This window comes from Algoriphagus aquatilis, assembly GCF_042657405.1.
GTDB classification, from domain to species: Bacteria; Bacteroidota; Bacteroidia; order Cytophagales; family Cyclobacteriaceae; genus Algoriphagus; species Algoriphagus aquatilis.
Window position 1 is genome coordinate 136,023 of sequence record NZ_JBHSKS010000006.1, and the last position, 20,425, is coordinate 156,447.

Below are 20,425 nucleotides of genomic sequence, written 5' to 3' on the forward strand. Positions count from 1 at the left end.
AGAAAATGAAGGGGTTTAAGGCAATACTTCGGTTCGATAAGGTGCGGAAGCCTGAGCTCCCATGCGGGTGACCGAAAGGGAAGCGGCTTGAATGGCAGTTTGAAGAGCTTTTGCCCAAGGTTCACCTTCTGCCAAGGCTACTGCAAGGGTTCCGTTGAATACATCACCTGCCGCAGTGGTATCGACAGCTGCTACAGAAGGGGCTGGAATTCGGAGTTCAAGCTCAGCATTTTTGAAGAAAACTCCTTTTTCGCCTAGGGTAATCACGACCTGTTGCACACCCTTATTCAAAAACCATTGGGCAACCCGTGGGTAATCTGCTTCCTGTTCACAGGAGATACGGGACAATAGACTTGCTTCGGTTTCATTTGGGGTAATCAAGAAAAGGCCCTGATAAATCAAATCTGGCAAGTCTGCTGCCGGTGCGGGATTTAGAATAAGTTTTTTACGAAGGGATTTGGCCTTTTCAGCCAAATAGGCTACTGTTTCGACAGGGATTTCCAGTTGGCAAAGCCAAACATCAGTCGTTAGTAGGGCATCGTGGGCTTCATCAAGCGCTTCAGGTATTAGCAGGGCATTTGCTCCCGGCACGACTACGATGTGATTCTCTCCTAGTGCATTCACCGTGATCATGGCCACGCCTGTGGAGGTGGAAGCATCCATCGACATCCAAGTTCGAGGAATGCCTTCTCTCTCCAAGCTTTCCATGGTTTGACTGCCAAAGAGATCAGCGCCTACCTTGCTGATAAATGCTACTTCTCCACCCATCCGGGCGGCGGCCACGGCTTGATTGGCTCCTTTTCCTCCTTGAAACAGGAAAAAATCTCCTCCCATTACCGTCTCGCCCGGCTGCGGAAATCTCCCGGTTTTTACTACCAAATCTGTATTCGAGCTCCCGACTACCAGAATTTTTGCCATGGGTGATGAGGTGTTTCTTTGGAGAAAATCGCTGTTGTTGTATTCTCCAAGCTTGGCATATTTCCCCATATTCACAAGGCTAAGGCAGGATTTAGAAAAGATTCTATCGATTTTTCGGGATGGGGAAGATGAAATCACCTAGGGCAGGATGCGTTTCTTTTGGGTTATCGACTATCTTGAAGAATGAAAAAAGTCACCCTGCTTCTTTTTCTCCTTCTTCCAGTGGCTCAGGTCTTTTCCCAAACTAAGCCCAATATCATTTTTATTCTCACCGACGATCAGCGATGGGATGCCCTGGGTTTTGCGGGTAATCCGATCATCCAAACTCCAGAAATGGATCGTTTGGCAGCCGAAGGAACTTATTTCGAAAATGCCTTTGTCACCACGCCGATCTGTGCCGCCAGTCGGGCCAGTATCCTCACGGGACTTTACGAACGTACGCATGCTTACACCTTTGGTCAGGGAAACATCAAGCAACCCTTTATCGATCAATCTTATCCCATGGAGCTTCGGAAAGGAGGCTATCACACGGGGTTCTTTGGAAAATTCGGGGTGAATTATCCCGGATTTTCGGAGCTATTTGATCAGGGGGAGGACTATGACCGAAATGGGAAACACGACGATCGACGCGGGTATTTTTTCAAGACGATCAGGAAAGATACGGTTCACCTGACTCGCTATACTGCACAGCAGGCGATAGATTTTATTCAAAATGCACCCAGCGAAAAGCCGTTTATGCTTTCGCTCAGTTTCAGCGCTCCTCATGCGCACGACCCGGCAGCGCTTCAGTATTTCTGGTCGCCGGAGTACGACACGATGTATCAAAAGACGGTCATTCCTGATCCGATCATGGCCTCAGATGCGGAATTTTTGGCCCAGCCAGAATATGTGAGAACAGGGGAAAACCGCACTCGTTGGCATTGGCGGTTTGATACGCCGGAGAAGTACCAGCACAGTGTCAAAGGCTACTACCGCATGATCTCAGAAGTGGATACTGAAATCGGCAAGATCCGAAAGGCTTTGGCTGAAAAAGGATTGGCTGAAAACACCGTCATCATCCTGATGGGGGACAATGGCTACTTCCTTGGGGAACGCCAACTCGCAGGCAAATGGCTGATGTACGAACCTTCCCTGCGGGTGCCTCTCATTGTTTTTGACCCAAGAAAAGCAGGTGGAAAAAGAAACACTGCATATGCACTCAATATCGATGTGCCGGCGACGATTTTGGACTTGGCCGGACTTCCTGTTCCCAAGACATGGCAGGGAATTTCCCTTCTGTCGTCGAAGTTGACTGCTCGAAAGGAATTTGTCACCGAGCACCTGTGGCAAACGCCAATTATTCCTCCAAGTGAAGCCCTTCGCACGGAGCGTTGGAAGTATTTTCGCTATATCAATGATCCGTCTCATGAAGAGCTCTATGACTTGCAGTTGGATTCTTTGGAGCAAAACAACCTTGCGAAAAATCCTGCTTATCAAAGTCAGTTAGTTGCGCTGCGCAAAAAGTTGGAAAAGAGGACTTCCAAGCTGATTTCTGACAAAGGTAGGTTTTAGTGGCTAATGATTACCCGCTCTCTTGGCAACAAGTTATTTTTTGAATTTTGCAGTGCGGACAAGCGTCCACAGACGAAGGTCCACAGTCCACAGTAGAAAAAGGACCTCAAACTTTTCTTTTTTAGCTTATTGTTTAGAAAGCGGATATTCTGGTCGAATAAAAGCAGAAAAGAGAGCGTGATAAACCTCGCTCTCTTTTTCATTTGGGGATTAAGTCAACTTTTTACTCCTATTCATATTGAAATTCTACTTTCATCGAAGCCCCGGAGTCGCCGCCAACAAACACCTTAAAGAGCCCCGGTTCCACGACCCAAGCGCCTTCTGGGCTAAAGAATCCGAGGTCTTTTTCGGTAAGGGTAATGGTTACGGTTTTCGATTCCCCCGATTTCAATTCTACCTGCTGGAAGCTTTTGAGTTCGCGTACGGGTCGGCTGATCGAGGCCACAGGATCTTGGATGTAAAGTTGGACGGTCTCTTTGCCTGTTCTTTTGCCGGTATTTTTCAAGACTACTTGCACCTCGATACTTCCACCTTTTTGCAAGGTAGGTTGGCTGATTTGCAAGTTTGAATAGGTGAATGTGGTATAGCTCAGCCCATAGCCAAAAGGATACAATGGCGAATTGGGTGAATCCATGTAATGTGACCAAAAGACCAGATTCTGACCGGGATCATTGGGTCTGCCGGTAGGCTTGTAGTTGTAGTAAAGCGGCAGTTGTCCCACATTTCTTGGGAAAGTCATCGGCAGTCTTCCACTTGGATTGTAGTCGCCGTAAAGCACCCGAGCAATGGCAGTTCCGCTTTCACTGCCGAGTTGCCAGGCTTCCACGATAGCAGGAATATGCTTGTCGGCCCATTCAAGGGTAAGTGGCCTTCCGTTCATCAGGACGAGGACTATGTTGGGATTGACTGCATAGACTTTTTCCAAAAGCTCCTGCTGCAATCCGGGCAGTCCCAAGTCTGTACGGCTACGAGCCTCACCGGATTGAAAACCGTGTTCGCCCAACACCATCACGACCACTTCAGCTCCTTTGGCTGCTAGAATGGCTTCTTCCATTCCGCTTTTATCAGTTACATTCACCTTGACTTCGGTGGCAAAATTAGCGCTGCCTTCAAAGATCACCGGACCTTGTGCAACCTTTATGGAATGGGTTCCAAGCGCTTGAAGTCCTTCTAACACCGATACCGCCGAGTTAGGTGCAACCATGGCTCTCCAGCTGCCCAGTGGGCTGTCTTTGTCTGTGGCCAACTTTCCGATCAAGGCGATTTTTTTGCCTGATTTCGGAAGTGGAAGTAGGCTGTTTTCATTTTTGAGCAGTACGATGGACTTTTGTGCCATGTCAAGGACAGCTTCACGAATGGCTTTGCTGCCGGTGATTTCTGCCTCACGGGTTGGATCGCAATAGCGGTAAGGATCCTCAAACAATCCGAGCACAAACTTGAGTTTCAGAATTCGACGCACGGCATCGTTCACGTCACTTTCTTTGACTTTTCCTTCTTTGACCAAGGCTACCAAGTGCTCCACATAGAGGGCAGACTCCATATCCATGTCCGAACCGGCATTGAGGGCGAGTTGGGCGGCGTGCTTGCCATCAGCTGCAAATCCATGTGCTACCATCTCTCCGATCGATCCCCAATCAGAGACCATCAGTCCGTCAAAGTCCCACTTTCCTTTGAGGATTTCGCGCTGCAAAAAAGAGTTTCCGGTAGCAGGAATGCCATTTAGGATATTAAATGAATTCATGAAGGTCTTCACATCTGCCTCGAGTGCAGCTTGAAAAGGCGGTAAAATATCATTGTAAAGGGTGGTGGTACCTACATCCACGGTGTTGTAATCCCGGCCTGACTCCGAAAATCCATAGCCGGCAAAGTGCTTGGCTGTAGCCAAAATGGTGTGGGGCAAGGTCAAATCCGAACCTTGGAATCCCTTAACCCGAGCGAAGGCGATCTGACTTCCGAGGTAAGGGTCTTCACCGGCACCTTCCATGACTCGGCCCCAACGTGCATCGCGGGAGATATCCACCATCGGTGCAAAGGTCCAGTTGATCCCAGCGGCACTGGCTTCCAAGGCGGCCACTTCCGCCGACTTGCGAATAGCTTCCAAGTCCCAACTTGCCGCTTCCGCCAGAGGTACTGGACTAAGCGTTTTGAATCCGTGAATCACATCGTAGCCGATCAGAAGTGGTATGCCCAGTCGGGTTTCCTCGACTGCGATTTTTTGCACGGCTCGAACATTTTCTGTTCCGGTCACATTGAGCATGGACCCCACGAGACCTTTTCGAAGGTGGTTGTATTTTTTGGCGGCATCTCCGTCTTTCGGTGCCGGTCCTGTCACTTCCCAAAAGCCGTTGTACTGATTCATCTGCCCGACTTTTTCCTCTAAAGTCATCAAGGAAAGCAGTGAATCTACTTTTTTATCCACCTGTGTGGGTTGGAAGGCTCGGGCAAGTCCGGGCGAAAGTAAGAGAAACAGGAAAAGGATGCCGTGTCGCATAAGGTCAGAAGTTTAGGATTACCAAGAAAGTAAAGCAAGATACTTTCTCCGAAGGAGCTTTTTGTAGGCATTCCTTAGCTAAGTCCCTGATAAAAATCAGGTTGTGTCTGTGAGGAATGTTTATGGATTGCAGCGGTCACAATACATAGGATCCTCTGTGGTTTTTCCTTGAGGAAAGTGAACTCGATCGGTATGCCCGCAATGAGTGCAAGTTTTGGTCTGAAAAAGAATGGATCGGGTTGGTGTTCCGCACCAACTGCAAGGAAGGCCTGGTTCGGCGGAGACCACTGCAAAGCCGGGTAGGGAACAGGAGGGGCAGCAGGAACGGATTTTTTCCAACAGCTTTTGGGCTGTTTCCTTAATCACTTTCATCCGGGTAGGATTCAGATGGGCGCGCATGTCTGTCTCCACGTAGGCGTTGCCATACTTTTTCAAAAGTTGTTCCCCAAGTTCTAAAAGTAGGGACTGATCCGTAATGCCTTTGTAGATTTCGAAGTTGCAGTTTTGCTGATTTCTCAAAATCAACCCATGGCTGGGGAAAAGCGCTTGCTGAGCAAAGTCCTCCAAGGTATTCAAGTCACTGAATTCTTGCCCAGCAAAATTGGTTTCCATACTCAGATGTCTGGCGTGGACTTCCAGCTGGTTTTTTCGATCCAAAAAGAGCAGCCACTCTTCATTGGCGGGGAGGAAAAAGGCGGAAGGATGCGCACCAAAGGAACCCTCACTGGCTAAGGCCAAATCCGCACCGGTGAGGTCCATGGCTAGTTCGCACTTTCGCCTTGCGGTGCTGATTGGATCGAGGGTTCGCTCGATTTCTCCCGAAAATGTGCCCAATAGATCTGTATCGAGGCTTGTTGTGACCTCGCATTCCACCCCAAGGTCTTCATCAAAAAGCGGCTTCAGGACGGATTCTTTCCCGTGCTTGGTGGCAATGACGAGCTTTCGGCCTGCAAAGAGCTCGTTTAGTTTTTCAAGTCCCATACTTCCAGGGCTTTTCCTTTGGCGTTTTCGTGGAAAGTTCCTTCCTCAAATACCAGATTGCCGTTGACCCAAGTGTGCGTGACCTGACTGTGAAAGGTCGTGCCTTCCAGTGGGGACCATCCGCATTTGTACAGGATGTTTTCTTTGCCCACGGTCCAAGGCTGGTTGAGGTCCACCAAAACCAAGTCAGCAAAGTAACCTTCACGAACAAATCCTCGCTCCTTGATTCGGTAGAGGATCGCAGGATTATGGCACATTTTCTCTGTGATTTTTTCCAGGCTGATTTTTCCCTGATGAAAAAATTCAAGCAAACAGACCAAGGAATGCTGAACCAACGGAGCACCAGACATGGACTGGAAATAAGGCTTTAGCTTTTCCTCCAAGGTGTGCGGGGCATGGTCGGTAGTGATCAGATCGATTCGATCATCCAGCAGTGCCTCGAGGAGGCCGTCAGCATCTTTTTGGGTTTTGATTGCTGGATTCCATTTGATCAGCGTGCCCTTTTTTTCATAATCCAGATCGGTAAACCAAAGGTGGTGTACGGATACTTCGGTAGTTATTTTTTTCTCCGAAAGTGGAATGTCATTTCGGAAAAGTGCCGTTTCCTTGGCCGTGCTGAGGTGAAGGATATGGAGTCTGGCTCCGTGTTTTTCAGCGAGGCCGATAGCCCGTTCGGTCGCCTCATAGCAAGCTTGTTCGCTGCGAATCAGCGGGTGAAACTTCACCGGAACGTCCTCGCCGTACTGTTCACGGTAGATTTCCTCATTTTTTTCGACGATTTCTTCCTTTTCCGAGTGAATGGCAATCACTCCTTTGTACCTCGAAAAGATCCTTTCCAGCATGTCCGGTCGGTCGGCGAGGATGTTTCCTTTTCCCGAAAAATAAAGCCCATCATCCGTGATGGCCAAAAGTCCGGAAGTATCCCATTGCATGACTTCGTCCAGATTTTTCCCATTGATTCCCAGCAAAAAGCCATAATTGGCCAGGGACTTTTGCGAAGCGATCTGATATTTTTCTGCCAAAAGCTCGAGGTTCAGCGTGTTGGGACGGGTGTTGGGCATGTCGATAAAGGAAGTGACACCACCGGCCACGGCAGCCTTGCTTTCGCTGTGGAGGTCCGCCTTGTGCGTGAGTCCCGGTTCGCGGAAGTGCACCTGTCCATCAATAACTCCAGGAAGGAGGAATTTTCCACGTCCATCAATCACACGAAAACCGTCTTGGGCTGGGATCGAACCGATTTGGTGGATTCGCTCGCCGACGATGAGTACATCGGTTACTTGGCTTTGGCCTTCGTTAACCAAGGTGACTTGCTGGATAAGGGTAGGAGTGGACATGTCAGGGGAGATTTGACTGCAAAGAAATGCTGGAAATCCTACGTGTGCAAAAGTGGTTGGGAAATGAACGGGGTTTTTGATTGCAATTAGAATAAAACTTAGATGGGTTGGTAAAATTCACCGACAGCTATGAATGGGGGAAAACACCTGTCAGGTTTTCAAAACCTGACAGGTCAAAACTCAATACTATGTTTTTTTGAGACTTTAGAAATAAAAAAAGCGGAATGAATCATTCCGCTCAATCGTTTTAATACACCAATATCTTTACATCTCCCAACCTTTTCTTACCGGTTCCTTGATGTATTGGTCTGCTTCTGGAAGGCCTTTCGCCTTCATGTTTTCGTAATCCCACTGGATCAGTTTTCCTCCTAATCGAAGGGACAACACGCCCAGTAAGGTGATCTCCGTTAATCTGGAACCGTATTCAAAATTCGCCGAAGATTGCTCCTTATTGCGGATGGCGTTTACCCAATCCTGAAAATGGCCGGTAGAACGGGCGATGGTTTGCTTGGGTGGTTTGATGTTGTTTCTGAGTGACTCTGGGAATACCTGAGGCTTGCGGCCGCTGCCGTCATTGATGATGATTCCTTTGCTGCCTACAAACATGGAAGCTCTTGCTGGGTAAGCATAACCTGCCGGCAAAGCAGGATGTAGGTCTGGCTTTAAGCCACCGGAATACCAATTGATTTTCATGGCTTTTTGATCGCCTTTCGCAGAGAAATTGAAATAGCCTACTTCCCCATAAGGAGCGATTTTGCTATCGGAATAGCCGGCAGGGAATACCTGAACGGTATCGGGACTCTTCAGATTAAAGGCCCAGGTCACGGCATCCAAGTCGTGGCAACCAAAATCACCCAAAGCCCCGCAACCGTAATCCCAGAAATCTCTCCAAGTGACCGGAACGTAATTCTCATGGAAAGGAACCATTTCTCTCGGGCCAATCCATTGATCCCAATCAAAGCCGATGGGCATGTTGGTTTTACCTTCAGGCAGTCCTTTCAATCCCGGAAGCCAACGGCCAGCTGGTACCCAAGCGTGGCATTGGTTGACTTCCCCGATCACGCCTGCCCGCAAGTATTCTACCGTCTCTCGGATGCCATCCGTGGAGTGTCCCATATTGCCCATTTGGGTCATCAGGCCGGTTTCCTTGGTGACTTTGGCCACTTCTCGTGCTTCCCAAATGTTGTGCGTGAGGGGTTTTTCGCAGAATACATGTTTGCCCATTTTCAAAGCCATCAGGGCAAGGTAGGCGTGTGTATGGTCAGGTGTGGAGATGACAATGCCGTCGAGATCGGAGGCGTTTTCCATCATTTTGCGGAAGTCGCTGTATTGAGCTACCCGCTTGGTATTGCCTTTTGCAGCTTGCTGTGTTTCGATCATGTCCACCACAGGTCCTCTTCCTGCTTCTGAGCGGTAATAGAAATCCGCCAAATTCCAGTAATAGGCAGGATCTGCGACTGCGCTGATGTTGACATTCTCCAGTTTCAAAAACTCCTGAGCATTCTGTTTGCCTTTTCCTCCTGCACCGATGATTCCTAAATTGACCTGATCGCTGGGCGCTGTATATCCGGGTCCGCCGATCACATGTCGGGGTACAATCATCATTCCTGCACCGCTGAGGGCGGCGGCTTTCACAAAATCTCTCCGGGAAAAGGGTGCTTTATCGTTGTTCATGGTTAGTAAGGGTTCGATCGGTTTAAATTTATTGGATTTCACTAATCCATGCACCACCATTCGGGTTTCGATTTCGGCCCTCCGAGGAATAAATTGAGGTAATTAATAGGTGATTTTTTGGGCTAAAGCCCGATAGGAAGAGAATAGGGCTTGCAAGGGAATGGGCTAAAGCCACATTCCTATTCAATGGGCTCAGTCCCTGATTTTGGGTTGCCTCTTGCTTTAGATGGAGGCCACGCATTTCTCCCGCACATTTCCTATTTTCCCTTTCTCAAACCCCTTAACCCATGCGCTACCTTTTCCTAATCACTTTGCTTTTTTCCTTTTTCTCTTGTCAACCCAAGACCGAATCCATAGAGGAAGTCACAGTTGAAGTCAAGAAACCCCGTACCATCGTCACCACCGACGGGGAGATTGATGATGTGGATTCCTTTATCCGGATGTTGCTTTATGCCAATGAATTTCAAATTGAGGGGTTAATTTATTCTTCTTCGATGTGGCATTACAAGGGGGATGGAAAGGGGACGCTTTTTACCTCGGAGATGGAAATGACCAAAACCATGTACGGGGCCAAGACAGACCTGCGTTGGCCGGGAGTGGAGTGGATGAACCCGCTTTTGGATGCTTATGAAGCAGTCTATCCCAAGCTGAGTCAGCATGCGGCCGGTTTTCCTACGGCGGACTATCTACGCTCGGTGGTTCGGGTTGGGAATATTGATTTCGAGGGGGAAATGGAAGTGGATACCGAGGGTTCGGACTACATCAAGGCAAAGCTACTGGACGATAACAGGGAGCCGATCTATCTGCAAGTCTGGGGTGGAACGAATACCATTGCACGGGCCCTGAAGTCTATCGAAGACCAATACAAAGGCACGAAGGATTGGAAAAGCATCTACCAAAAAGTCATTGACAAAGCGATCATTTATGCCATTCTCGATCAGGATGCTACCTATCGGAAGTACATCGCGCCCAATTGGCCTGACCTGAAGATTTATTACAATTCGAGCCAGTTTTGGTGCTTTGCCTATGCTTGGAGGCGTGCTGTTCCGGAGAGCCAGCAGTACTTGTTCGAAGGGAAGTTTATGGGTGAGGAAATCATCAACAATCACGGCCCATTGCTGAAGCAATACTATAGCTACGGCGACGGGCAGGTGCAGGCCGGAGATGACGAGCATATCCATGGCGACCCAACCAAGTTGATCCATGCGCAGTGGGGGACTTTTGGGGTGTATGACTTTATCTCGGAAGGCGATTCACCGGCTTACCTGCACCTGATCAACGTAGGTTTGGATAATCTCAATCAGCCGCAATGGGGTGGTTGGGGAGGTCGATTGGTCCAGTCTGCCGAGCAACCCAACCGTTGGGAAGATGGGAAAGCTGTGCTGGATTACAATCCGTTTACCGACACCCTTGATGCGACTTATCCCCAAATCCGCTGGATTGAGGCGATTCAGCAGGACTTTGCCGCACGGGCAGACTGGTGTGTGATGGACTATGCCGATGCCAATCATCCTCCGGTGGTGAAGCCTGCGGGAGCTACCCGACTTTCTGCCAAACCCGGAGAAAAACTGAGCTTGGAGGTTCAGACCAGCGATCCGGATGGAGATCAGGTAGAGACGAAGTTTTGGATTTACAAGGAAGTAGGTACCTACACCGGGGAAGCGGGGCTAACTGCCTCAGGCAATCAAGTGGAGGTGAGTTTTGATGCCAAGGCTATCGGTCAGCTGCATGTGATTGCTGAGGTGAAGGACAACGGAGTGCATCCGATGACGAGGTATGTGCGGTTTGTGGTGGAGGTTAAGTGATTAACCGCCAAGTTCACTAAGAATAAAAAAGAGAACACAAAGAAAAATTCACCGCAGGGGCGCGGAAAGCTCGGAGAAGAAGTAGTCAGTAAGCAGTCGCAGTGATTTTTTTAAACGCTAAGTACACCAAGGAAAATTGGGAGGTCCCAAAGTGCTATTCACAGCGGACTTGCCTACGGTAGGCTAGGGGCATGGGAGGTTTTTTCATTTGAGATCTTGACTTGATCCTATCAAAATTCCCTTTGCGTACTCTGCTCCTTTGCTGTGATTTTATTAGTGAGTGAAGTTTTATGAATAACCAGTGACCAGTCGCTCCAGAACTGAATACTGAGACTGAAAACTTCTTACTTAAATTTAGGAGTTCATTTTTTCAGAGATTTTCCGAATCTGAATGTCCAGCTCCTCGGCTGAGAGTTTGATCTTTTCGATCAGGTGATTTCGTTCCTCTTCACTTAAATGATATTCCTCTTTGAGTACTTCAGTGATTGCGAGAATTCTCGCCAGAGGAGCACGCACCAAGTGCGATTGGTCTGAGGCCAGTTCGGTGAGTTGGCGGTTTTTAGCTTCCAAGTTAGTTAAGGCTACCTCTTGGGTGCTGATATTTTGAATAGCGGCGATGTAGGATTTTTCTTTTTCCCCATCAGTCAAATTTTGAATTCCATACAGATTGAAAAAAAGTTTGGTGCCGTTTTTCGCCAAAAAAGGAGTCTTTAACATGAACCCATCGGCGGATTTGGCGCTTTGTATTTGGCTCAAATGCACCGCCACGTTGTTTTTGAGGTGATCGGGCACAAAATAAAGAGGATGTTTGCCTATCAATTCTTCCGATAGATATCCGGTGATTTTTTCAAAGTTTGCACTTACTTCCAAAAATCTTCCTGCCTCATCGAGTCGAATCAAACCCAGATCAGGATTGGAGAAGAGGAGTTCCAGCTCCTGGTTACGTTGATTGACTGTGTCGTACAATCTTCGAATCATCAGAAAGAAAATCACTGCTGTAATGACTACATAAAATGAGCCTTTGTAGAGTTGAAACCGAGTCAGCTGCTGAATGTCATTGCTGAATAAAATATCAATCAGCCGATCACTGAGAAAAATCCACCCTAAGCCAAAAGTCAGGTACACCAAGGTGATGGAGCTGGGATTGTTGAGCGTGAAAAATTTTTTCATTTGATCAAGTTAACAAAAACCAATTCCCTATCAAGTGAAAAGAGAATATGAATATCCGCAATCTTACCACCCAGTAGGTCATTGGCTTTAAAGACGGCGGAGATTCGTCGACTTACCACAGACGACAGTCCACAGCACCTCTATTCGGATTTCAAACCTTGTTTTATTTGGTTAATGATAGAAAAGTGGGTAATCAGAAAAGAGAATTAGGACTTGAAACGATGCGTTTGAAAAGTCGAATTTCAGAAAGCGGAAAATTGACCGACTGTTAATCCAACATCCCTTTTCCATCCAAGATTTTCGGGACGAATTTCTCGATCCGGCTGAGTTTGGTGGCGGATTGTTTAGCGCCGGTGAAGTGAATCAGGTAGCCGCGCTGTCTACCCGGAGTAAGGGCAAAAAATGCCTGTTCCAGACCCTTATGCTCTTTGAATTTTTCGGTGAGTTCATCCGGTATTTCCATTCCAGTCTGCCTTGGTGCTTCTACTTTGGTTCCTTTTTTCTCAAAGTCAATGGCTTGTTGGATGTAGTTTTTGATAGCAAAAGACCGATCGACCACTTGATGAAGTTGAGTAAGACGCATCACTTTGGCCTGTTGGGAATTGGCTCCCGGAAATTCCAACCATGAATCCGAATCCTCAATTAGGATTCCTTTGAGAAAGCTGATGACACAGGAATCATTGAAAACTCCCAGCATGATTACATTTTTACCATTCAAGGTATACGTCGGCATTCCCCATTTCCGTTCTTCGGTCAGTTCGGTTTCGAGGAGAAATTGCCTGAGTTGCTCCAGGATAGGTGTCCATCGGTGGACTTTGCAGGCTGGAGTGGCTCCTTTGGGGCATCGCATGCAGCCTTCGAGGAGGAAGAGGTCGACTTGGGGGTTCATCAGAGGTTAAGGGTTAAAAGGTTCGATGTTCAGGGTTTGGTTTGTTCATCATTCAATATTCGGTATTCGATGTTCGAATTTAAAAATATTGAATATCGAACGCCGAATGTTGAACGCCGAACACAAAAGAAACTAGGTGCCGTCATCATCTCTAAACTCCAGAATATCCCCCGGCTGACAGTCTAGCGCCTTGCAAATGGACTCCAGTGTGCTGAATCGGATGGCTTTTGCCTTGCCTGTTTTGAGAATAGACAGATTGGAGAGCGTGATGTCTACTTTTTCGGAAAGCTCATTGAGTGACATTTTCCGCTTGGCCATCATCACATCTAGATTTACAATGATTGCCATGGCTTAGACGGTAAGGTCGTTTTCGGATTGGATTTCCAGCCCTTTTTTGAAAACTTGAGCGATCACAAAAATGATCGAGCCCATCAGTAAGTAGGCATACTTGTCATCCCACCAAGTTTGAAGTTCACTGAGAGCCATTCCCTTTGTTTCTACTATTTCCGAATAGCGAAATGCGATGATACCAAGTATCCCAACGGCCAGGATCATATAGCTAATCCGTGAAATCAGCGTTGCGATTTCAGGGCTGAAAGGCTTGACAAGATTGAGTGTGCTGAAAATTTTGGTGGTGAAATAAAATACAAATGCTTTCAATACGCTAATGGCTAAAGTGAAGCTGTATAAAATCACAAAATGAGCTTTACTCAAGCTAAAAAGCTGAGACAGATCATTTCCGGACATCCAGATTTTTGCTCCTTCAGAATCGAATAGATGATAAAAAAACAAGATGAGTAAATAGGCTGAAGTGGCGCACATTGCGCAGAATATCAGTGTGGAAATCACATCTATGACCCAAAGAAGGGTATTTGTAGTTTTTCTCATGAGTTGGGAGATTAAACAGTCAATTCATTTTCATCCTGAATCTCCACGCCTCGCTTGAAGACCATTCCGATGGCAATCAACAGGGCTGCCATCAGTAAGAACTCAAAGCCATTGCCGACCAGCTGAGGCACGCCGTCCAGATCGTAGCCTCTTTTTCCCATTCCCTTGAATACTCCCGAGGCCAAAATGATCGCCACACCGATCTGAAAGGCTACATAGCTGATCCTCGAGATGAGGTTGGAAATTTCCCTGCTGAAGGGATTGACGAGGTTGATTTTCAGAAAAACTCGGATCATTAGGAAAAAAAGATAGGCTTTCTGACCTGCGATAAATAGGACGATGGAAAGTACTCCTCCATAATACCAGAGATTTTGTTTACGCAAAGCGGAAAGGTTGAGACCTTCGTAAAGATTTTCAGCTACAACAGGATTGAAAAAGCTGTAAACTGCCGTAAACAGCAGTGCTCCTGCCTGAATGCACAGCCCGATAAAGATGGACCAGATGACTACTGTAATTAGCATTAAAGAAGGCTGATTGACCCACTTTTCTTTCCATTGTGTTTTGATTGAGTTCATAGAGGTATGGATTTGACTTTTCAAAACTCAGTAAAAATTTATTGAAAAACAATAAATAATTGTTGAAATAAATTCATTTCGATTTTGGAAATAAAAAAAGCAGAAGAAACCATTTTCTTCTGCTTTTGGCATTTTACCCTTATCTGCGCTTCGCGGCGACTTTCTGTGTTTCAATCCACTTTCTTAAGGAATTTGGCTGGAATTCCTCCCACCACGGTATGGTCAGGCACGTCTTTGGAAACTACCGATCCGGCGGCAACTACAGAATTTTCACCCACGGTTACGCCGGGAAGAATTGTTGCACCTGCACCGATCCAGGCATTTTGCTTGATCAAAATCGGTTTGGTGATCAGGCCTTTTCGAGTGGCAGGATCTAGGGGATGATTTTCGGTGACGAGTTTGACTTGGGGACCGATGAGCACATTATCCTCGATGGTGATTCCGCCTAGGTCCAGAAAGGAACAGCCATGGTTGATGAAGACATTTTTTCCGATTGTGGTAAATCGCCCAAAATTGGTCGTGAATGGTGGAAAAACGGTGGTAGTTTCATCTAGCTCCTGACCGAAAATCTGACTGAGAATTTCCCGTGCTTCGGCGATATCTCCGCTGGAATTGAGTTTCCCGATCAACTGTAAGGTTTCACTGACAATCGGCATGACTACCGCAAATGCTGGATCGGTAGGAGGGATAACTTCTCCTAATTGGAATCGGGCGTAGGTTTCGGTGAGGGTCATTTGGTTTAGTTTTTTGAAATCCGAGATTTAACCGGATTTCCGATAGGTGGACAAAAATTCCTCAGGAGTCAGTATTGGCAATGCAGATTGCTTGAAATCTTTTTGGTTTCTAGTTAAAAATAAATCACAGTTTGCCTGAAGTGCGGAGAAATACTGAACAGCATCTTCAAAATCTTTGAAACCGGATATTAGACTTTTATCTATCGTTTCTTGGTTTGCATCTGCTACCTGACAGAGAATTGAAAATTTCTGAAGCTTTAGTAAGGCAGACGTCTTTGATTCAAATTTGGATAAGACATACTCCGCTGTAGTGAAAGATAGTGGAGAAGTGACCAAAAACAGTTCTTTCCGATCAGCAAGTGTCACAATTTTAGCAATGGGGTCATAGAAGGGGTGTCTTTCAGCTAAAAGATCCAAGATGACATTGGTGTCCAAAAAGATTTTCCTCATCGGTATTTTTCCTCCAAATAATCTTGGTAATCCTTCTTGTAATCGTAATCAGCAGGAATGGTGGTTCCGCTTGTCAGGTTCTTTACAAATGGTGAAATGGTAATATCATCCTTCTTGGGTGTAGTTGAGGTAAGTGAATTCAAATAGTTTTCAACCAATTTGGACAGACTCACCTGCTGATCCGATGCATAGGCTTTTGCCTTTTCGATGATGCCTTTATCTAGTTTAAGTGTGAGCTTGGTATCCATTATTCAATAAATTGCACGTGTAAATATAAATATTTTGGACGTACATCAAGTTCTTTTCAGGTCGATTTTCTGTTAAGTAATTTAGGTAAGGCTCATTTCTGAAAAAACACAGCCAACCCATCCTTGCCTGCCACTGCGATGTCGATTTTTCCATCACGATTTAAGTCCCCTGTGGAAAAGTAAAGTCCAGTTCCCTTACCTTCTCCGAAAGGACCATAGCTGATCACATTTTTGACAAAGGTCTTACCGTCCCACTTGAAATAATAAAGGCCGATTTCATCCAATTCTCCCGGATCTTTGCCATTGTGGGCTCGGTAGCGCTTGCCTGTGATCAGTTCGTTTTTGCCGTCGCTATCCAGATCGATCCATTCCATCACATGGTATTGGGCGTGGTAGGGGTCGATGTCGTGCTTGGCAAAAGTGATTTTCCCTTCTGCATCCCGTTTTTGTTCCATCCAGAAAAGCCCGTAGTTGTGTCCATTTCCCAAAATCAGATCATTCAGTCCGTCTCCGGTCAGGTCGGTCACGATAATCGGCACACTGACATCGCCGAGTTCAAAAGTGGGGTGAAAGGTCCACTCCCCATACCTCAGGTCGGCAGGGGCCTCATACCAACCGTAGCTGCTGACTAAATCTCCCCAGCCATCCCCGTTGATATCGCCGAAGCCGAGTCCATGGCCTTGGGTTTCGAAGACCTCGTATTTTTCAAACTGGTTTGGGCCAACCCATTTGTAAAAAGCCAAGGGTTTTCTTGGGGTATTGGGTACAATTTCCAAGGTTCCATCTCCGTCCAAATCCCAAGCACGGACGGTTTCAATGTTTCCGGTTTCGGCAATGAGGTGCTCTTTCCACTCCCCGTTTTTGCCGGGATTTTCTTTCCAGATCAGTTTTCCTTCAAACCAGCCCCCGGTGATGAAATCCATATTTCCGTCCCCATTCACATCCATCGGGATGGTCGAAAAGTCTTCGTAGTACTCTCCATATCGCTTCACTTGGCCGATCAATTGCCGATCGAGGAATTTGGGGCCTTTGTACCAATAGCTTCCCGACACCAAGTCCAGGTGTCCATCTTTGTCCACATCCATGATACCCACTGACTCATAGCTTTCAAAGGCGATTAGCTGCTTTTCGAAGCGGAGGGTTTTGGATTGAGAAAAGGAAAGAAAAGGAAGTGCTAGGGCTAGAAAACAAAGTGAAGCTTTCATTTACGATTTACGATTTTTGAATTACGACAGAAATAGGAGCCTCAAACCTGAATTTATAATGAGTCCCCTAAAACAAGTATTGGTGGAACGATCCAAAAAAATCATGCCACCAATAACTCAATAAAGACGAATAACGAATAACGAACGCCGAATATCGAATTTCGAATAAATCCGAAGTCTGAAATCACGCTCGACTGAGGGAGTGTCACCACTCCCTTTTTTGGTTCCGTTAGTGGTGACACTACCGGGGGCGAAATTTCTCAATAACGAATAAGGAACTCCGAATATCGAACCCAATCCGACATCCCAAATCCGACTTTCTATTTCTCCATCGGATGCATCTTCAACAGCTCTGTAGGACTCCAGAAACCTTCCTTGTCTTTCACCTCGTCTCTTACCTTTTTCACTAAATCAGGTGAAATCGGAGTGGCTTTATTGCCAAAGGAGTTACGGACATACGTCAAAACCGCAGCAATTTCCGTGTCATTGAGCATGCCTTCGTAAGGAGTCATCGGTACCTGTCCAGGATATTCTCGACCGGCTACTTCGATAGGGCCCATGATGCCTTTGAGGACGATTTTTATCAATCGCTCCGGACTGCCGGTCACCCAAGGGGTACCTCTTAGTGGAGGGAACTGTGAGGCGGTCAAGCCTCCTCCATCCATCTGATGGCAGGTGCCGCAGAAGCCTTCTCTGGCGTAGATTTCTTTTCCGAGGACAAATAGCTCCCGATCCGAACCTGTCAGCGAGGACTTGATGTCCTCCTCTTTTTTCTGCTGGACAGAAAGCCCATTCAGGTGCGCAACGGCTGTTTCGAGGGTACGAGGAATCCAGGTATTGTCTTTGGGTTGTTTTTCTGCCTCAGCCAAAATCGGTGTTCCGATTTCTCTAGGCAGCCAGGAGGCTGCTGCTATGGCTTCCATGCGAACTCGACCATGAGGATCTTTGGCAGAAGCCATGAGGAGTTCTGACTGATCTTTTATCTGGTGTCCGGTGTACCGCACTACCCGGGTGGCAGCTGCTCTTACACGATGGTCAGCAGATTTCAACAGTTCTTTAAGCAACGATTGATTGACTTTATTGGCTCCCCAGGTCACCCAAAGCGCTTCGAGTCGGTGATGCTCATACTGTGGGTCATTTTTATCCAATCCGGCCACCCATTTTTCTACTGCTGCAGTCACCTCTGCGGCATCCCTTCCTCTCAATTCACGACGAGAGCGATATCTGGACCGGTATTCGGGTAGTTTTAGATTTTCCAGCAATTCGGAGATGCTTGCTCCATCAATTTTGGCAGGAGTGACCAAAGGTCTGGAAGGATAGGTTACTCGGTAGATTCGTCCATGGACATGGTCTCTGAGTGGATCGCGGGCATTGTGCTGCATGTGTCCGATCAGGATGTTGTGCCAGTCTACGATGTATAGCGAGCCGTCAGGAGCAATCTCCATATCCACCGGGCGGAAATTTCGGTCCGAAGACACCACCAAATCCTGTCTCCACTTGGTCGTAAATCCTACCGTATCATCAAACATCTGATGTTGCTTGGTGCCCAAGAAGCCGATGGTATTGTTGATGATCAGATCTCCTTGTATGTCTTCAGGGAAGTGGCGGCTGGAGATAAATTCCAATCCGGAGGTCGGTCTCACCATGTGATCTTTTTCGATCAGGTTGGGTCCTTTGAAGTTCCCGTTTCCATAACGAGGAAGGGTAGATCCTGGAAGCATCCAGTTGACATTAGGGCCGGAGGTTTCGGCGTAGAAGTTTTGTCCCCACTCGTCAAAGGCAATGCCCCAAGGGTTAGGGATGCTGACTTGGTTGACACGCTCCAGCTTGTGACGCTTGGGCTCATAGCGGTAAAAGCCCCCATTTGTCGCGCGAACAGGGCCGTAGGAAGTTTCTACGTTGGTATGCAAAAACACCCCTTCAGCCATGTAGATCGCACCGCTTTCATCTGTGGTAAATGCCGAAATCGCATGGTGTGTGTCATGATCATCAAATCCACTCAGGAGAATTTCTTTTCTATCGGCTTTGTCGTCTTTATTCTCATCGATCAATAGAATCAAGTTGGTACCCTGGGACACATAAACTCCTTCGGGAGCGATTTCAAAACCAACCGGAATATGAAGGTTGTCTGCAAAGGTGGTTTGCTTGTCCGCTTTTCCGTCGTTGTTGGTGTCTTCCAGGATGATCAGCTTATCCGCTGGACGCGAGTCGCCCGGCTTGTAATGCGGATAGCTAGGCATGGTGGCTACCCAAAGACGGCCTTTGTTGTCAAAGGACATTTGTACGGGATTGGCCAGGTCTGGAAACTCCTTTTCTGAGGCAAAAAGCTCCACTTTGTAGCCTTCAGGTACTTTGATGGTTTTCAGGGCATCTTCTCCATATTTATACTCCAAGCTTCCATTCGCTTCCGGATTATAGTTGGTTTTCACTTCGGGCAATGACCTCGTTTTAGCATCAGCGGCAGCGAGATCTTTGACTTTTCCAAGATTAGCTTCCCAAATGGCCGTATCTCGGATTGCCGTCATTTGACGGATTTTCTCAATTTCGAAAGGGTAATTGTCTGGTCCAAAAGGATCATATCGACGGCCATAGACGTGAACTCCATTGGGAATTTTATAGTCATTGTGCCAAAACCAGTTTTTCTCCATCACTGCTTGATGGATCAGGTCACGGTTGGGTTCTGCCTTTCTAGATTCTTTTCCAAAAAGCTTATCTGCTAAAAGTTCGGCCAGCTTGGCATACCCAGCTTCATTGAGTTGCGAACCATCAATCGTTAGCGGCTCTTCGCTTTCCTCGTACCAATCCTTGCTGGGCTCAAAAGCATTGACAAATACGATGTCATGCTTTTTGGCTGCATCCGCCATGGCGTTGGTGTATAAGGAGAGGTTTTCATTTTCTTTTTTGCCATTGGGCACGTCTTTGATCTCACTCAGATCTTCGAAGGAAATAGGAGAGACCAAGGCAAGTTGGGGTGCTGACTTGCCGTTGTATTTTTGGGATTTGGAATGAATGATCCATGCTTCAAGTTCATCTTTGAAGTTTTGGAGTTTTTCAGGTCCTTGAAAAGATTCATTGAAGCCGAAAAAGCCGATGACGATATCCGCCTGAAGTCGGGTCAGCCACTGATCGGGTTTTTCGAGAAATCCCTGAGAATCCGAATGAGTCCCATATTCATCCTGAAACTCTTCGGCTCCCGGGAAAGCCCAAGGGTCATTGGATGCCGACCTAGGTCTGAATCCGGGTGTGTCTCCCGGATCACAGAGATTACGGATGAAAAGTGTACTGTCTGGATACCTCATGTGCATCTCAGTTTCAAAAAGTCCATACTCCATCATCCTGGAGCCAAGGTTATTTCCCACGAGGGTAATTTTGGATCCTTTTCGGAGTTCTAAGGTTTTTTCTGGGGTGCAGCTTGCTATCAGAGCGCCTAAAAGAATAAAAATGAATAAATAGGATTGAGCTGAAATCAATTTTTTCATAAATGCTTATTGACAATAATGCTTAAGTATAAT

The 20,425-nt window shown here is 47.0% G+C and carries 17 protein-coding genes; 2 read left to right on the forward strand and 15 right to left on the reverse strand.

Annotated elements, in window-relative coordinates; genetic code table 11:
* Positions 1-15 precede the first annotated feature (15 nt).
* Positions 16-987: a ribokinase gene (gene rbsK / locus ACFPIK_RS09820; RefSeq protein ID WP_377914713.1), complete on the reverse strand. Its 972-nt coding sequence runs from the start codon at positions 985-987 to the stop codon at positions 16-18.
* A 114-nt stretch (positions 988-1,101) separates the two neighbouring features.
* On the opposite strand from rbsK, the gene ACFPIK_RS09825 reads away from it, so the two are divergent.
* Positions 1,102-2,469, forward strand: coding sequence for a sulfatase family protein (locus ACFPIK_RS09825; protein WP_377914715.1), 1,368 nt, complete (start codon positions 1,102-1,104; stop codon positions 2,467-2,469).
* Positions 2,470-2,698: 229 nt separating this feature from the next.
* On the opposite strand, the gene bglX is transcribed toward ACFPIK_RS09825, so the two are convergent.
* The 4 genes from bglX to ACFPIK_RS09845 form a co-directional block, all read right to left on the reverse strand.
* On the reverse strand, positions 2,699-4,960 hold the full coding sequence (gene bglX, locus ACFPIK_RS09830; RefSeq protein WP_377914717.1) for a beta-glucosidase BglX: 2,262 nt from the start codon (positions 4,958-4,960) through the stop codon (positions 2,699-2,701).
* 120 nt (positions 4,961-5,080) lie between these two features.
* Positions 5,081-5,941: a DUF6671 family protein gene (locus ACFPIK_RS09835; protein ID WP_377914719.1), complete on the reverse strand. Its 861-nt coding sequence runs from the start codon at positions 5,939-5,941 to the stop codon at positions 5,081-5,083.
* A complete protein-coding gene (locus ACFPIK_RS09840) occupies positions 5,923-7,275 on the reverse strand; it encodes a dihydroorotase (RefSeq protein ID WP_377914721.1) in 1,353 nt (450 codons plus the stop codon). The genes ACFPIK_RS09835 and ACFPIK_RS09840 overlap by 19 nt, the downstream gene beginning before the upstream one ends.
* Before the next feature lie 264 nt (positions 7,276-7,539).
* A complete protein-coding gene (locus ACFPIK_RS09845) occupies positions 7,540-8,949 on the reverse strand; it encodes a Gfo/Idh/MocA family protein (RefSeq protein ID WP_377914723.1) in 1,410 nt (469 codons plus the stop codon).
* 287 nt (positions 8,950-9,236) lie between these two features.
* Here ACFPIK_RS09845 and ACFPIK_RS09850 point away from each other — a divergent pair, with 287 nt between their 5' ends.
* Positions 9,237-10,754 carry a DUF1593 domain-containing protein gene (locus ACFPIK_RS09850; protein WP_377914725.1) on the forward strand — a complete coding sequence of 506 codons (1,518 nt, stop codon included), beginning with the start codon at positions 9,237-9,239 and terminating at the stop codon, positions 10,752-10,754.
* Positions 10,755-11,108: 354 nt separating this feature from the next.
* On the opposite strand, the gene ACFPIK_RS09855 is transcribed toward ACFPIK_RS09850, so the two are convergent.
* From ACFPIK_RS09855 to ACFPIK_RS09900, 10 genes are all read right to left on the reverse strand, one after another.
* Entirely contained in the window at positions 11,109-11,924 is an 816-nt protein-coding gene (locus ACFPIK_RS09855) for a PAS domain S-box protein (protein ID WP_377914727.1), read from the reverse strand.
* 268 nt (positions 11,925-12,192) lie between these two features.
* Positions 12,193-12,813, reverse strand: coding sequence for a YdeI/OmpD-associated family protein (locus ACFPIK_RS09860; RefSeq protein WP_377914729.1), 621 nt, complete (start codon positions 12,811-12,813; stop codon positions 12,193-12,195).
* A 132-nt stretch (positions 12,814-12,945) separates the two neighbouring features.
* Positions 12,946-13,161, reverse strand: coding sequence for a helix-turn-helix domain-containing protein (locus tag ACFPIK_RS09865; RefSeq protein WP_377914731.1), 216 nt, complete (start codon positions 13,159-13,161; stop codon positions 12,946-12,948).
* A gap of 3 nt (positions 13,162-13,164) precedes the next feature.
* A complete protein-coding gene (locus ACFPIK_RS09870; protein ID WP_377914733.1) occupies positions 13,165-13,701 on the reverse strand; it encodes a DUF2975 domain-containing protein in 537 nt (178 codons plus the stop codon).
* A gap of 11 nt (positions 13,702-13,712) precedes the next feature.
* Positions 13,713-14,276: a DUF2975 domain-containing protein gene (locus ACFPIK_RS09875; protein ID WP_377914734.1), complete on the reverse strand. Its 564-nt coding sequence runs from the start codon at positions 14,274-14,276 to the stop codon at positions 13,713-13,715.
* Between the two features lie 170 nt (positions 14,277-14,446).
* On the reverse strand, positions 14,447-15,010 hold the full coding sequence (locus ACFPIK_RS09880; RefSeq protein ID WP_377914736.1) for a DapH/DapD/GlmU-related protein: 564 nt from the start codon (positions 15,008-15,010) through the stop codon (positions 14,447-14,449).
* 27 nt (positions 15,011-15,037) lie between these two features.
* Positions 15,038-15,460: a type II toxin-antitoxin system VapC family toxin gene (locus ACFPIK_RS09885; protein ID WP_377914738.1), complete on the reverse strand. Its 423-nt coding sequence runs from the start codon at positions 15,458-15,460 to the stop codon at positions 15,038-15,040.
* On the reverse strand, positions 15,457-15,708 hold the full coding sequence (locus ACFPIK_RS09890; RefSeq protein WP_377914740.1) for a DUF6364 family protein: 252 nt from the start codon (positions 15,706-15,708) through the stop codon (positions 15,457-15,459). The genes ACFPIK_RS09885 and ACFPIK_RS09890 overlap by 4 nt, the downstream gene beginning before the upstream one ends.
* Positions 15,709-15,800: 92 nt before the next feature.
* Entirely contained in the window at positions 15,801-16,913 is a 1,113-nt protein-coding gene (locus ACFPIK_RS09895) for an FG-GAP repeat domain-containing protein (RefSeq protein WP_377914742.1), read from the reverse strand.
* 320 nt (positions 16,914-17,233) lie between these two features.
* Entirely contained in the window at positions 17,234-20,392 is a 3,159-nt protein-coding gene (locus ACFPIK_RS09900) for a PVC-type heme-binding CxxCH protein (protein ID WP_377914744.1), read from the reverse strand.
* Positions 20,393-20,425: the final 33 nt, after the last annotated feature.

Excerpts from the sequence above, each read along its gene's own strand:
- ACFPIK_RS09900 (WP_377914744.1), bottom strand. The coding sequence starts at position 20,392 with ATGAAAAAATTGATTTCAGCTCAATCCTATTTATTCATTTTTATTCTT.
- ACFPIK_RS09835 (WP_377914719.1), bottom strand. The coding sequence starts at position 5,941 with ATGGGACTTGAAAAACTAAACGAGCTCTTTGCAGGCCGAAAGCTCGTC.
- ACFPIK_RS09890 (WP_377914740.1), bottom strand. The coding sequence starts at position 15,708 with ATGGATACCAAGCTCACACTTAAACTAGATAAAGGCATCATCGAAAAG.
- ACFPIK_RS09840 (WP_377914721.1), bottom strand. The coding sequence starts at position 7,275 with ATGTCCACTCCTACCCTTATCCAGCAAGTCACCTTGGTTAACGAAGGC.
- ACFPIK_RS09850 (WP_377914725.1), top strand. The coding sequence starts at position 9,237 with ATGCGCTACCTTTTCCTAATCACTTTGCTTTTTTCCTTTTTCTCTTGT.
- ACFPIK_RS09865 (WP_377914731.1), bottom strand. The coding sequence starts at position 13,161 with ATGGCAATCATTGTAAATCTAGATGTGATGATGGCCAAGCGGAAAATG.
- ACFPIK_RS09860 (WP_377914729.1), bottom strand. The coding sequence starts at position 12,813 with ATGAACCCCCAAGTCGACCTCTTCCTCCTCGAAGGCTGCATGCGATGC.
- ACFPIK_RS09845 (WP_377914723.1), bottom strand. The coding sequence starts at position 8,949 with ATGAACAACGATAAAGCACCCTTTTCCCGGAGAGATTTTGTGAAAGCC.
- ACFPIK_RS09825 (WP_377914715.1), top strand. The coding sequence starts at position 1,102 with ATGAAAAAAGTCACCCTGCTTCTTTTTCTCCTTCTTCCAGTGGCTCAG.
- ACFPIK_RS09895 (WP_377914742.1), bottom strand. The coding sequence starts at position 16,913 with ATGAAAGCTTCACTTTGTTTTCTAGCCCTAGCACTTCCTTTTCTTTCC.
- bglX (WP_377914717.1), bottom strand. The coding sequence starts at position 4,960 with ATGCGACACGGCATCCTTTTCCTGTTTCTCTTACTTTCGCCCGGACTT.
- ACFPIK_RS09855 (WP_377914727.1), bottom strand. The coding sequence starts at position 11,924 with ATGAAAAAATTTTTCACGCTCAACAATCCCAGCTCCATCACCTTGGTG.
- rbsK (WP_377914713.1), bottom strand. The coding sequence starts at position 987 with ATGGGGAAATATGCCAAGCTTGGAGAATACAACAACAGCGATTTTCTC.
- ACFPIK_RS09880 (WP_377914736.1), bottom strand. The coding sequence starts at position 15,010 with ATGACCCTCACCGAAACCTACGCCCGATTCCAATTAGGAGAAGTTATC.
- ACFPIK_RS09885 (WP_377914738.1), bottom strand. The coding sequence starts at position 15,460 with ATGAGGAAAATCTTTTTGGACACCAATGTCATCTTGGATCTTTTAGCT.
- ACFPIK_RS09870 (WP_377914733.1), bottom strand. The coding sequence starts at position 13,701 with ATGAGAAAAACTACAAATACCCTTCTTTGGGTCATAGATGTGATTTCC.
- ACFPIK_RS09875 (WP_377914734.1), bottom strand. The coding sequence starts at position 14,276 with ATGAACTCAATCAAAACACAATGGAAAGAAAAGTGGGTCAATCAGCCT.